9 protein-coding genes are annotated in these 12994 nt (G+C 71.7%); 3 read left to right on the top strand and 6 right to left on the bottom strand.

Translation table 11 applies throughout. From position 1 onward, the window contains the following. Both E1298_RS34430 and E1298_RS34425 read right to left on the bottom strand, forming a co-directional pair. A partial coding sequence (locus E1298_RS34430) for a DUF6049 family protein (RefSeq protein ID WP_131900824.1) occupies window positions 1-2604 on the bottom strand: 2604 nt, incomplete at its 3' end. 160 nt (window positions 2605-2764) lie between these two features. Then, window positions 2765-3331 carry an aminoacyl-tRNA deacylase gene (locus tag E1298_RS34425; RefSeq protein ID WP_131900822.1) on the bottom strand — a complete coding sequence of 189 codons (567 nt, stop codon included), beginning with the start codon at window positions 3329-3331 and terminating at the stop codon, window positions 2765-2767. A 404-nt stretch (window positions 3332-3735) separates the two neighbouring features. Here E1298_RS34425 and E1298_RS34420 point away from each other — a divergent pair, with 404 nt between their 5' ends. Together E1298_RS34420 and E1298_RS34415 are read left to right on the top strand one after the other, a co-directional pair. Continuing rightward, entirely contained in the window at window positions 3736-5232 is a 1497-nt protein-coding gene (locus E1298_RS34420) for a CCA tRNA nucleotidyltransferase (protein ID WP_131900820.1), read from the top strand. Then, complete coding sequence (locus tag E1298_RS34415; protein WP_207945001.1) at window positions 5229-6542, top strand: adenosylmethionine--8-amino-7-oxononanoate transaminase; 1314 nt, start codon at window positions 5229-5231, stop codon at window positions 6540-6542. The genes E1298_RS34420 and E1298_RS34415 overlap by 4 nt, the downstream gene beginning before the upstream one ends. Window positions 6543-6583: 41 nt before the next feature. On the opposite strand, the gene E1298_RS34410 is transcribed toward E1298_RS34415, so the two are convergent. The 4 genes from E1298_RS34410 to E1298_RS34395 all read right to left on the bottom strand — a co-directional run bounded on the left by E1298_RS34410 (window position 6584) and on the right by E1298_RS34395 (window position 11791). Further along, window positions 6584-7942: an MFS transporter gene (locus tag E1298_RS34410; protein WP_131900818.1), complete on the bottom strand. Its 1359-nt coding sequence runs from the start codon at window positions 7940-7942 to the stop codon at window positions 6584-6586. Window positions 7943-8052: 110 nt separating this feature from the next. Then, window positions 8053-9825 carry an ABC transporter substrate-binding protein gene (locus E1298_RS34405; protein WP_131900816.1) on the bottom strand — a complete coding sequence of 591 codons (1773 nt, stop codon included), beginning with the start codon at window positions 9823-9825 and terminating at the stop codon, window positions 8053-8055. A gap of 197 nt (window positions 9826-10022) precedes the next feature. Further along, complete coding sequence (locus E1298_RS34400) at window positions 10023-11102, bottom strand: inositol-3-phosphate synthase (RefSeq protein ID WP_131900814.1); 1080 nt, start codon at window positions 11100-11102, stop codon at window positions 10023-10025. Window positions 11103-11167: 65 nt separating this feature from the next. Further along, a complete protein-coding gene (locus tag E1298_RS34395) occupies window positions 11168-11791 on the bottom strand; it encodes a PadR family transcriptional regulator (protein ID WP_131900811.1) in 624 nt (207 codons plus the stop codon). Window positions 11792-11994: 203 nt separating this feature from the next. On the opposite strand from E1298_RS34395, the gene E1298_RS34390 reads away from it, so the two are divergent. After that, on the top strand, window positions 11995-12357 hold the full coding sequence (locus E1298_RS34390; protein WP_131900809.1) for a DUF5318 family protein: 363 nt from the start codon (window positions 11995-11997) through the stop codon (window positions 12355-12357). The last annotated feature ends 637 nt before the right edge of the window (window positions 12358-12994 follow it).

Below are 12994 nucleotides of genomic sequence, written 5' to 3'. Positions count from 1 at the left end.
GGGTAGCCCTGCCCCGGAGGCTGTCCCTGCCCCGGTGGCTGCCTCTGGCCCGGAGGTCGTCCCTGCCCCGGAGGTTGCCCCCGGCCCGGTGGCTGTCCCTGGCCCGGCGGCTGTCCCCGGCCGGGTGGCTGCCCCTGCCCCGGAGGTTGCCCCCGGCCAGGCGGCTGACCCTGGCCCGGTGGCTGACCGTGGCCCGGAGGCCGGCCCTGGCCCTGGCCCGGTTGGCGCGGCGTGCCAGGTCGGCCCGGATAGCCCTGACCCGGCGGCGGATGCTGAGGAGTCTGTCCCGGTGGCGGGGGCGGCGGCCCCTGTCCATGGCCGGGCGCCTGGGGGCGCCGTGTCGGATCCGGGGAACCCGGGCCCGGGGAACCCGTTCCCTGGTTCTCCGGTCGCTGCCGGTCCCATTCCGGTCGACCCGTCACCAGCTGCCTCCGCTTTCCGGCGGCGCCTTGCTCTGATGGCCCGCACTCCGACGCCCACGAAGAGTACGGCAAGTGCGCCGCCCGTGATGAGCAGGGCGAGCCGCCCGTACCCGGTGGTGCGGACGGTGAGGGTGACGCGGTCGCCGTACGTCCGGCCGGCCGCGTTCGGGACCTCCAGCCGCAGGAACACCTTGAAGTTGCCGTTGCCGGACGCCTTGGCCGGGATCCAGCGCTGCACCTGCTCCCCGGGCCTCAGCTCGATCACCGCCTCCTCGGGTTCGAGCCGTCCGAGCCGCAGCTTGGCGCTGTTCTCCGAGACGACGCTGAGCCGGACCTTGACGGTCTGGTTGCGCAGCGTGTTCTTGACCGTCACCGGCAGCTTGCCGGAACTGCCCGCCATGTTGGACCGCCTGCTCTTGGCGGTGACGATGTAGACCTTGCCCATCTCGGCCTTGAGCCCGGCCGAGAGGGCGTCCCTGGCGCTCTTGGCGCGGACCCCCTTCCCCCGCCAGGACGCCGACTGCGCCCGCAGCAGCGCGCGCTCGTAGGAGATCTTGATCGGCGGGACCATCACGGAGGCGAAGGCCCTGGCCCGCCGTCCGATCGCCCACACCTGGTTGAGGTAGGGGGCGCCGAGCTCGTACTGCCCGTACTCGTCGAGGTAGCCGTTGAACACCCGGCCCTGCGGGCGGCTCGCCTCGATCTTGTTCAGCGGGGTCTCGCGCATCCACGGCGCGTCGCGCGTGTAGATGAGCAGGTTCTTGGCGAACGCGGGGGCGGGGTTCCAGTTCCGGTCGGGCGCGACGACCACCGTGCGCTGGACGTTCGGCGCCTCCCCGGCGATCATCGCGGTCTCGGCCAGGAACCGCTGCTCGGCCAGCAGCGCCCCGCCGGGTGTGCGCGTGCCGTCGCTGACGATCTCGTTGAGCTTGTCGTCGTACAGCAGGGCCTTCTTGGCGCCCTGCGAGGAGGTGGGGACGACGGTGGTGGCGTTCGCGGCGCCGCCCTGCGCCGCGTCCTGGAAGTACTTGCTGCTCATGAGGAACGACCCGCCGGACTTCAGGTCGAGCTTGGCGAGCAGGTCGAGCGAGCCCGGCCCGGCGACGCCGCCGGGCGGCCAGGCGATGTGCGCGCTCGCCGGACGGCCGAGCGCCTGCGCGACGAGGCCGGTGTTCCGGGGGTCGTAGGCGGCGGTGATGTAACGGGTCATCTTGTGCCGGACGAGCGCCACGATGTCGGGGTCGGCGTACGGGACGGTGAAGTACGGGTCGCCCCTCGACGCCTGCTTCAGCGCGGCCAGCCAGGTGGCGGCGGCGGGGCTCTTGACCTTCTTCCCGGAGGCGAGCAGGTAGTCGTGGCCGTCCATGTGCTGGACGTCGTCCAGCAGCGCGGGGTCGATGGCCCAGGTGATGGGCGTCTCGGTCGCGTTCGCGGCGGTGACCAGCTCGCTGAGCCGGCCCCCAGCCGCCATGTCCTTGGCGAGCTGGTCGTCCAGGAAGGTCCGGTCGTCGGTGCGGTGCTGCCGGTCGATCAGCGGCCACACCCAGCCGACCTGGACGGGCTTGAAGCTGGCCCGCTTCGGCATGAACGTCACGAACGTCGTCACGCCGCCGACCACCCGCTGGGCCGAGTTCAGCACCTCGACGCCCACCGGATACACGCCGGGCAGGGCGCCGTGGGTCTGCAACTGCAGTGCCTTGGCGGCGACGTCGAACTTCCAGGACTGCTTGGCGCCCGGGGCGGCCGCCTGCGCGAGCGGCTGCTGGGGGCCCACGCCGCGCAGCGCGGACGGCGGGCCCGCCGCGAACTGGTCGAGCTGGCCGCGGCTGGTGACCGGCTGCGCGTTGTAGCGCACGCGGATGGTGAGGCCGGGGAGCTGGTGGCCCGAACGGTTCTGCGATATCCCAGCGATGGTGATGCGCGAGTTCTCGCGGACGGGCTTCGGTGAGACCTTCGTCAGTGCGAGGCCCACCTGGGCCCGGCCGCGCCCCTGCTCAGGTGGCCGTTCCGCGTCCGGCGTGGCCGCGTCCGGCGTGGCCGCGTCGGGCAGTGTCGCCGCGTCCGGCGGCACCGCCGTCTCGGACCGCGCGGCCATGGCCGGGCCCCCGAGCGGGGGTCCAGAGGCCGCGATGATGCAGGGCACCAGGGCAGCCAGCGCGGCCGCGCGTTTGACCGTTCTCACGCCACGTCCGCCCAAGGGCCGCCCGTCGGGGCCGCCTCGGGACGGCGGGCGTCGATTTCCCGCACCACGGCCTCGATGGTAGTCCCGACATGGGGCCCGTCAGACCTTCCTGCCGCCTGTGGCGCGGATTCGGCCCGTTCCGGTGCCTGCGCGGCGTGTTCTACCTGCCGGAAGCGCGGCCCGCCCCCGCGGCCGAGCCGACCGAGCCGATCGGGTCGGCGAGCCCGGACGCGGGAGAGAGAAGGTCCACCGGCTTGGCCTGGCTCAGGGCGTACAGCGTCCGCCCCCGGATGCCGAGCGCGGTCGACGCCTCGCCCGTCGCGGTGTAGACGACGTCGTCGCCGGGCAGTCCGTCCACGGCGCGCCGGTCGATCAGCAGCGGCATCGACGAGGGCAGCAGCAGCGGGCAGACCAGCCCCGCCGCGTACTCGGTGACGGCGTTGACCAGATCGGCGCGGGCCGGGCGGATGTTGCGGGCGCCCACGGCGAGCCGCACCGCCTCCGTCGGGGGCCGCGCGCCCGCCGGGACGATCACCCCCGCCAGGAAGCGGCCCGTCCCGAAGACGTCGTTGCAGGCGTAGACGCGTGTCACCAGGCACCGGTCCGCCGGTAGGCCGAGCGCCTTGGGCAACTCGTCGGCGTCGGCTATCGCGATGGGCAGCCGCACGATCTCGTGCACGGCCTCCCATTCGAGCAGCGCGCGGTGGATGGCGAGAGCGTCCTTCATGATCGACTCCATCCCGCGGGGATCTCCCCGCTCACCCCCGGAACCCGGTTCCCTGTAACCCCGTGCTTCTCACTCTGCGGGGATCTCCCCACATACCCTTGCTGCCCGGCTTAACCCTCGCCCGGCGCGCGTGCGAACCGCGCGATGCGCCGTTGCCGCACGTGCGGCGGACCGTGGCCCTGTTGGATCCCGCTACCGTTGTCGTACGGGAGGCTCACCGGCGGTCGCGCTGGCGTTCATCGGGGTGTCCAGAACGTAACTCGGGGATCGCGCCATGTGAAGAGCCCGGAGGTCTTCTTCGGGCGGTACGACGATCCGGCACGGGCGCCGAAAGGACTCCCGCGCGGGCGTCCCGGGATCGCCGAAAGTCCTTTGTCAGCCCGCCTACCAAGGAAATACGCTCGATGGTCGTGCCCAACCAGAACGTGACCCCAGACGCCTCGCGGACGCGGCGGACCGCGATCGCCGAGCTGCTGCGCAAGATCGCGCCCGTCGCCGACGAACTCGGCGACCGGTTCGCGGCGGCGGGGCACGAGCTGGCGCTGGTCGGGGGCCCGGTGCGGGACGCGCTGCTGCGCCGCCCGACCAAGGACGTCGACCTCACCACCGACGCGCCCCCCGAGCGGACGCTGGAGATCATCCGCGGCTGGGCGGACGCGCACTGGACGATCGGGATCGAGTTCGGCACGGTCGGCCTCCGTAAGGACGGCGTCGAGCTGGAGATCACCACCTACCGCAGCGAGTCCTACGACCCGAAGTCCCGCAAGCCCAGCGTCTCCTACGGCACCGACCTGGTGGAGGACCTGCGCCGCCGCGACTTCGCGGTGAACGCGATGGCGGCGCGGCTGCCGGGGCACGAGTTCGTCGACCCGTTCGGCGGCCTCACCGACCTGCAACGCAAGGTGCTGAGGACGCCGGGCCGCCCGGAGGACTCCTTCAGCGACGACCCGCTGCGGATGATGCGCGCGGCCCGGTTCGCCGCGCAGCTCGGGTTCACGGTGGCGCCCGACGTCGTCCAGGCGATGGACGACATGGCGGACCGGATCGGCATCGTGTCGGCCGAGCGGGTCCGCGACGAGCTGTCCAAGCTGATCTGCGGGCCCTACCCGCGGGACGGGTTGGCCCTGCTCGTCGACACCGGCCTCGCCGCGCACGTCCTGCCCGAGCTGCCCAAGCTGCGCCTGGAGATCGACGAGCACCACCGGCACAAGGACGTCTACGAGCACTCGCTGATCGTCCTGGAGCAGGCGATCGCGCAGGAGGAGGACGGCCCCGACCTCGTGCTCCGGCTCGCCGCGCTGCTGCACGACATCGGCAAGCCGCGGACGCGCCGGTTCGAGGAGGGCGGCCGCGTCTCCTTCCACCACCACGAGATCGTCGGCGCGAAGATGACCCGCAAGCGGCTGACCGAGCTGCGCTACCCCAAGGACGTCGTGGCCGACGTGTCGCGGCTGGTGGAGCTGCACCTGCGGTTCCACGGGTACGGGACGGGCGAGTGGACCGACTCGGCCGTCCGCCGGTACGTCCGCGACGCGGGCCCGCTGCTGACGCGGCTGCACAAGCTGACCCGGGCCGACTGCACGACCCGCAACAAGCGTAAGGCCGACCGGCTCCGGCGGACGTACGACGATCTGGAGGTGCGGATCGAGCGGCTGGCGCAGGAGGAGGAGCTGGCCGCGATGCGCCCGGAGATCGACGGGAACGAGATCCAGGAGATCCTGGGGATCAAGCCCGGCCCGCTGGTGGGCAGGGCCTACCGGTTCCTGCTGGACCTGCGGCTCGACCAGGGCATCCTCGGCAAGGAGGCCGCGGCGGAGGAGCTGCGCCGCTGGGCGGCTGCGGAGGGCGTCCTTCCCACACCCGGCGCGGGCGGCGCGGGCGGCGCGGGGGAGGGCGCATGATCCCGGTGCGACTCGGGCGGATGAGCCCCCGCGAGACCGAGCGGATCCTGGCGTTCGACCGCGAGCACATCTGGCATCCGTACGCGCCGATCCCCGCGACGGTGCCGGTCCACCCCGTCGTGTCGGCGAAGGGCGTGCGGCTGACGCTGGCCGACGGCACCGAGCTGATCGACGGCATGTCGTCCTGGTGGGCCGCCGTCCACGGCTACGGCCACCCGGAGCTGGACGCGGCCGTCACCGGGCAGCTCGGCAGGATGGCGCACGTGATGTTCGGAGGGCTCACGCACCCGCCCGCCGTCCGGCTCGCGGAGCGGCTCGTCGAGATCACCCCGGAGCCGCTGACGAAGGTGTTCTTCGCCGACTCCGGCTCGGTCGCGGTCGAGGTCGCGATCAAGATGGCGATGCAGTACTGGCGGTCGCAGGGGCGTCCCGAACGGCACCGGCTGCTCACCGTCCGCGGCGGCTACCACGGCGACACGTTCGGCGACATGGCCGTCTGCGACCCGGTGAACGGCATGCACCACCTGTTCAGCGACGTGCTCGCCCGGCACGTGTTCGCGCCGCCGCCTCCGCTCGGCTACTCCGCCGAGCCTGACCGGGCGTACCTGGACGAGCTGTCGCGGCTCGCCGCCGCCCACGCGCACGAGCTCGCCGGGATCATCGTCGAGCCGATCGTGCAGGGCGCGGGCGGGATGCGCTTCTACGCCCCCGAGTACCTGCGGGCCCTGCGCGACATCGCCGACGAGCACGGCCTCCTCCTCGTCCTGGACGAGATCGCCACCGGGTTCGGCCGGACGGGCGAGCTGTGGGGCTGCGACCACGCCGAGGTCGCGCCCGACATCATGTGCCTCGGCAAGGCCCTGACCGGCGGCTACATGACGATGGCCGTGACGCTCTGCACCGACCGCGTCGCCCACGGGATCACCTCGGGGGAGGCCGGTGTCCTCATGCACGGGCCCACCTACATGGCGAATCCACTGGCGGCGGCCGTGGCGTCCGCGTCCATCGACCTGCTGATGTCCCGCGACTGGCGGGACGAGGTCGACACCATCGAGGCGATCCTGTCGAGCGGGCTGGGCGGCGCGGCGGAGCTGCCCGGCGTCGCCGACGTCCGCGTCCTGGGCGCGATCGGCGTGGTCGAGGCGCGCGAGCCGGTCGACGTCCCGGCCGTCCAGAAGCTCGCCATGGACCACGGCGTCTGGCTGCGCCCGTTCGGGAAGCTGATCTACGCGATGCCCCCGTACGTCTGCACCGAGGACGAGGTGGACCACATCGCCGCGGCCATGTGGGCGATCGCCGAATCCCTGTAGGCGCGGGAGTCGGCGGGGGCGGAGTCAGCGAGGGGCGGGAGTCAGCGGAGGGCAGGGGCCGGCGTCCGGGCGCGGGACGCGGCGGCCCAGTAGCCGATCGCTCCGGCGCCGTAGGCGGCGACCACCGCGAGGAGGGTGAGGCGGGCGCGCCCGTCTGACGGCAGCCACGTGGCGGCCGCCGCGGCCGCCGCCGCGAACGTCGCGTTGAAGAGCATGTCGTACACGGCGAAGACCCGGCCCCGGTACGCGTCGTCGATCGTCTCCTGGAGGGTCGTGTCGACGCACAGCTTCACGCCCTGCGAGACGACCCCGAGAGCGAACGCGCCGACGGCCCAGGCGGGCTCGGTGAACGGCAGGCCGAGCAGCAGGCTCACCGCGGCCGTGCCGAACAGCCACGCGATCCACGCCTGCTTGCTGATCCTGCGGACCACCGGGGGCGTGACCAGTGCCGCGGTGAAGTAGCCCGCGCCGGACACCCCGAGCATGGTGGCGAACTTGGTCAGCCCCTCGTCGGCGTTCCGCGTGAAGTGGTTGCGGCACAGCAGCAGCGTCATGATCAGGATGACGCCGTACAGGAACCGGTGGATGGAGATCGCGCCGAGGGCCAGCGCCGCCTGCCGCCGCCGCGCGATGTGCCGGGCGCCGTCCGCGAGCCCGCCGAGCACCGAACCGAGCGCCTCGCGGACCCGGGGCGCGCTGTCGGACGGCCGGCGCGAGGCACCAGGCGGTCCGTCGGACGGCGCGGGTCGCGGGAGGACGGACCCCGCGTGCTCGGACGGATGGGGGCCGAGCCGCCCGCGCGGCAGCGTCGTCGCGATCACCCCGGCGGCCAGGAACAGCCCGGCGGCCGCCACCAGGATCAGCGCCGTCCCGTCCGTCCCGCCGCCGACGATGCGCCGCAGCAGGTAGCCGCCGCCCGCGCCGGTGAACGCGATGACCGTCCCGGAGGTGACCGCGAACGCGTTCGCCGTCACGAGGTGGTCGCGCCGCACCACGTGCGGGAGCGCCGCCGACAGCGCCGCGAGGAAGAACCGGTTGACGCCGAGGACGAAGAGCACGCCGAGGAAGAACAGGGCGCCGTCCTGGCCCGCCGCGACCAGGGCCGCGACCAGCAGGACGAGGACGGCCCGCAGCACCGGCGTCCACAGCAGGATCTGCCGCCGCTGCCAGCGGTCGAGGAACACCCCGGCGAACGGGCCGAGCGCCGAGTAGGGCAGCAGCGTCACCGCGAACGCCACCGCCGCCTTGCCCGCCGACGCCTGCCGCTCGGGGGAGAAGAAGACGTAGCCCGCCAGCGCGACCTGGAAGACGCCGTCGGTGAGCTGGGAGGTCAGGCGCGTCGCGTACAGGCGCCGGAAGTCCCGCCCCCGCACGATCTCCCGCAGCTCACTGGCCCGCACTCGATCACCCTACGCGCCCGCCGGAGCGTCACCTCCGCCGCCCGCGCAGGCCCGCGAACCCCGGAGCGATCGTCGCACCGGACGGCGCGGCCGCGCCGATCGCCTGCCGGTCAGTCGGCGAGCCAGAGGCGGGTGTAGTCGTAGCCGGCCGCCGTCGGGACGAAGACGGCGCCGCGGACGCGGGACGAGCGGAAGATCGTGTGCGCGCGGTCGAGCAGCGGCACGATCGCGGCGTCCTCCATGATCTTCTGGTCGGCCGCCTGCCAGTACCCGGCCGCGCGGGACGGGTCCGGCGCGGTGAGGGCCCCGTCGATGAGCCCGTTGACCTGGATGTTGTCGTAGCCCCCGTAGTTGGTGGAGTTGGGGCCGTAGGTCCGCCCGTCAAAGAGCGGCTGGATGATCGAGCGGCCGTTGTTGCCGTACCAGTCGGGCGTCCAGCCGGGGGCGGCGATGTCCCACTTGCCCTCGCGGGCCTTCGCGGGCACGGCGATCGTGCTGGAGTAGAACGAGCCGCCGGTGTCGGGCGTGAGCTCGGTCTTCACCCCGCAGGCGGCGAGGTTCTGCCCGATGGACTGGGCGATGAGCTTGTGGACGCTGTTGGTCCGGTACGGGAACTTCAGCGTGAGCTTCGCGTGCCCCGCCTTGCCGAGCAGCTCCCGGCACTTCGCCGGGTCGCCGGACTCGCCGGGCGTCGCGTAGCGGTTGGACGCCGCGTATCCGATGTTGCCCGGCGGTATCACCGTGTGCAGCGGCTGCGCAACGGACGGACCGCCGACGATCTTGATCAGGGCGCTGCGGTCGACGGCGTACTCCAGCGCCTGCCGCACCTCGCGCCGGCCGAGCGCGCCGCCGTTGTTCGGGCTCCGCGTGTTGAACACCAGGTAAGGGGTGTTGCTCGGGGTGTCCCGGATCGCGAACCGGGGGTCGCCGCGCAGCCGGGAGACCGCCGCCGTCGGGACGGGCTGGTCCCAGGCGAGGTCGGCGGTGCCCTGTTCGAGTTGCTGCTGGACGGTCTCCGCCGAGTCCTGCCCGAAGGTGATCTGGATCCTGTCGACGTGCCGCTCGCGCAGCGGGTCGCCCTCCCGCCGCCACGCCGGGTTCCGGGTCAGCAGGAACGACACCCCGGGCTTGTACTCGCTGATCTGGTACGGCCCGTCCGAGAGGGTGTGCTGCCGGAACTCGGGCCCGTCCGGGACATAGCGGTCGTACTCCTGCGGCGCGGCCGCCGTGAACGGCAGGGACAGCAGGTTGAGGAAGTCGCTCGCAGGGCGCCTCAGCCTGAAGACGAGCGTCGCGTCGTCCTTGGCGCGCACGCCCTCGGCCTCGTGGTCGCGCTGGTACCGCGCGATTGCGGCCGCGTCCTTGGCGTCGACGTCGCCGAAGCCCCGGCAGAAGCCGTCCATGCCTTTGAGCGTCGAGATGTAGTAGCCCTTGCCGGAGGACGGCGCCGCCGGGTTGCAGAGCCGCTCGAACCCGCGGACGAAGTCGTGCGCCGTCACCGGGCGCACCGGGCTGGTGTTCCACTGCACGCCCTTGCGCAGCCGGATCGTGTAGGTGCGGCCGTCCTTGCCGATATCGCCGTTCTCGCGTGTCGGGATGCGCGCCGCCACGTCCGCCTGCACCGGGACGGTCTCGGCGAAGTCGTTGGACGCGCGCGTTCCGAAGAGCGTGCGCGCGTACGTCCGCGACAGACCGTACGCGCCGACGCTCGCCACCGATGCCGTGTCGAGATGCTCGACGTCCGACGAGCCGACGATCCGCAGCGTGCCGCCGTCGCGCGGCGGGCCGTCCGCCCCCGAGGCGCTCTCGCCGCCGCCGCACGCGGTCAGCCCGACCGCCAGCCCGGCGAGCCCCGCCGTCACCTTGATCACCTCGCGTGCCATCACGTCCTCCACTCGGGTCCTCGGAAGCGGGCGCGCAATCACCGGCGGTGTCACAGTAGGGCCAGAGCGTGACAAAGAGCCGCTACATCACCGTTTTCCTCTACGAGTTCTCCAAAAGTAAGTACGCCCTGACAGTGGTGTGTCCACTGTCAGGGCGTCTTTCGGGCGCTTTGTGATCAGGCTCTCAGCGCGCTCGCTCAGCGCTCCACTTCGCCGCGGATGAACTTCTCGACGGCGTCGCGCGCCTGGTCGTCGTTGTACTGCTCCGGGGGCGACTTCATGAAGTAGGAGCTGGCCGACAGGATCGGGCCGCCGATGCCGCGGTCCTTGGCGATCTTCGCCGCGCGGACGGCGTCGATGATCACTCCGGCGGAGTTCGGGGAGTCCCAGACCTCCAGCTTGTACTCCAGGTTGAGGGGCGTGTCGCCGAACGACCTGCCCTCCAGCCGGACGTAGGCCCACTTGCGGTCGTCCAGCCACGGCACGTGGTCGGACGGGCCGATGTGCACGTCGGCCTTGGCCATCTCGTGCGGGATCTGCGAGGTGACCGACTGCGTCTTGGAGATCTTCTTGGACTGGAGGCGCTTGCGCTCCAGCATGTTCATGAAGTCCATGTTGCCGCCGAAGTTGAGCTGGTACGTGCGCAGCAGCTCGACGCCGCGGTCTTCGAACAGCTTGGCCATCACGCGGTGGGTGATGGTCGCGCCGACCTGGGACTTGATGTCGTCGCCGACGATGGGGACGCCCGCGTCGGTGAACTTCTGGGCCCACTCGGGGTCGCTGGCGATGAACACCGGCAGCGCGTTCACGAACGCGACCTTGGCGTCGATCGCGCACTGGGCGTAGAAGCGGTCGGCCTCTTCCGAACCCACCGGCAGATACGACACCAGGACGTCGACCTCGGCGTCCTTCAGCGCCCGCACCACGTCGACCGGCTCGGCGTCCGACTCCTCGACCATGTCGAGGTAGTACTCGCCGAGGCCGTCGAAGGTGTGGCCGCGCTGCACGGTGATGCCGGTCGGGGGGACATCGGCGAACTTGATCGTGTTGTTCTCGCTCGCGTGGATGGCCTCGGACAGGTCCATCCCGACCTTCTTGGCGTCGACGTCGAACGCCGCGACGAACTCGACGTCGCCCACGTGGTAGTCGCCGAACTGGACGTGCATAAGGCCGGGGACTCGCGTCTCGGGGGCCGCGTCCTTGTAGAACTCGACACCCTGGACGAGCGAAGAGGCGCAGTTGCCCACACCCACGATGGCTACGCGCACCGAACCCATCCGGTTGCTCCTTCTCTCGTATGGAACATGTGGTGTTTCTTCACCCGACCCCGAGGGCGCCGCGCTCAGCGGCCCTTCTCCCGAGGCATGTCCTGGTTAGTTTGCGAAGATGATCTGGCTTGCTGTTCCTGTTCCGCCCGCTCGCGCCCGATGAGCTCGTTGAGCCACCTGACCTCGCGTTCGACGGACTCCAGCCCGTGGTTCTGCAGTTCGAGCGTGTAGGAGTCGACCCGTTCCCGCGTCCGCGCCAGGGCGGCGCGGACGCTCTCCAGGCGCTCCTCCAGCCGGCTGCGCCGGCCTTCGAGGATCCTCAGCCGGACGTCGGCGCGGGTGTGCGAGAAGAAGGCGAAGTGCACGCCGAACCCCTCGTCCTCCCACGACGCCGGACCGGCCTCGGTGAGAAGCTGCTGGAGCCGCTCCTTGCCGTCGGCGGTGAGCTTGTAGACGATCTTCGACCGGCGGCTCTGCAGCGCCAGCGCCACGTTCGGCTCCTCCGGCCGGTCCTCCATGATCAGCCCGTTGGTCAGGAGCTGCTTGAGGCACGGGTAGAGGGAGCCGTACGAGAACGCGCGGAACATGCCCAGCAGGGTGTTGAGCCGCTTGCGCAGCTCGTACCCGTGCATCGGGGACTCGTGCAGCAGGCCGAGCACGGCGAGCTCCAGCACGCCCGCACCCTTCTTGCCCGCCATCCCGCGTCCCACTTCCGCAGAGTCGATGTCTCGGATCGATGTATCGAGCGAATGTATCGGCTCGATACATCGCAAAGATACGTTCCGGCGCCCGTCCTGGCAAGTCGGCCTCGGCCGCGGGACGGCCCGCGCCCGCCCCGCAGCGATCTACCGGAGCGGACGGACGGGCCTTACGCTGCTGCCATGTGGGGTCGGAGCCGCCCATGAGACCCAGGCTGGTGGTCGACTACGGCCTCGCGAAGCGGGCGGCCCTGGCCGAGCTGAGATCGGGCTCGCTCACCAGAGACGACGCCTGCGACGCCCACCCCTACCTGCTCCGCGCGGCCAAGCACCACGGCGAGCCGACCGAAGCGCCCTGCCCCGTCTGCGAGCGCGAACGGCTCACGCACGTGACCTATGTATACGGGGACGAACTGGGCCGTTACGAAGGGCGTGTGAAGGCCACGGCCGAGCTCGCCGCGATGGACCGTGAATACGGAGAATTCAGGGTCTATGTGGTGGAAGTATGTCAAAGTTGCGCTTGGAACCACCTGGCCATGTCATACGTACTCGGTCACGGGGAGTAAGCCCAAGCGGCGGCACGAGAAGGAGGAAATCGCCGCCCGCGCCGTCGACGAGGACGTTGACCAGCCAGAACAGAAGTCTCGCCGTACACGGCGCTCCCCCCGCTCACCAACCCGCACAGTACTCTTCGGACGGCGCACCAGTCGCTACACCCTGGGGGGCACCCCCCCAGGCCCTCGGCAACTGCCCGTAGTCCCCTGTTGATGAGGTCGCGTGAGTAATCCAAGCCAGCCCCGACCGGAGTCCGGGTCGCAGAGGCCGGGCGGGCAGCAGGTCCCCCGTCTTGGCCGCTCTGGTGATCCGGACTTTCCGGATGCCCCAAGCGAGCCCGGCGGTGTGGACCCGGGCGGCGGGCAGACGCCTCCATCCCCTGGCGCGCTCGCGGGCCCCAGGCCCCTCGGCGCCTCGCCGCCCTCCCCCTCGTCCGGTGCCTCCGGCGAGGGCGGCCCCGTGGAGCCCGACGCCACCGCCATCTTCGGGCCGCCGCCGCCGTCCGCTCCGTCCGCTCCGTCTGCTCCGGGTGACGGCAGCGGCGCGGATGGCCTGGCGGGCGGGTCACAATCTCCTGGCTTCCCCGGGGTACCGGATACCCCCTTGAAGGAAGATCCGCTCAGCCCCGGCTTCATGGGAGCCCCCGGC

Source organism: Actinomadura rubrisoli, assembly GCF_004349215.1.
Classification (GTDB): domain Bacteria; phylum Actinomycetota; class Actinomycetes; order Streptosporangiales; family Streptosporangiaceae; genus Spirillospora; species Spirillospora rubrisoli.
Note: the sequence above shows the minus strand (reverse complement) of the source record. Positions and strands in the feature narration are given on the sequence as shown.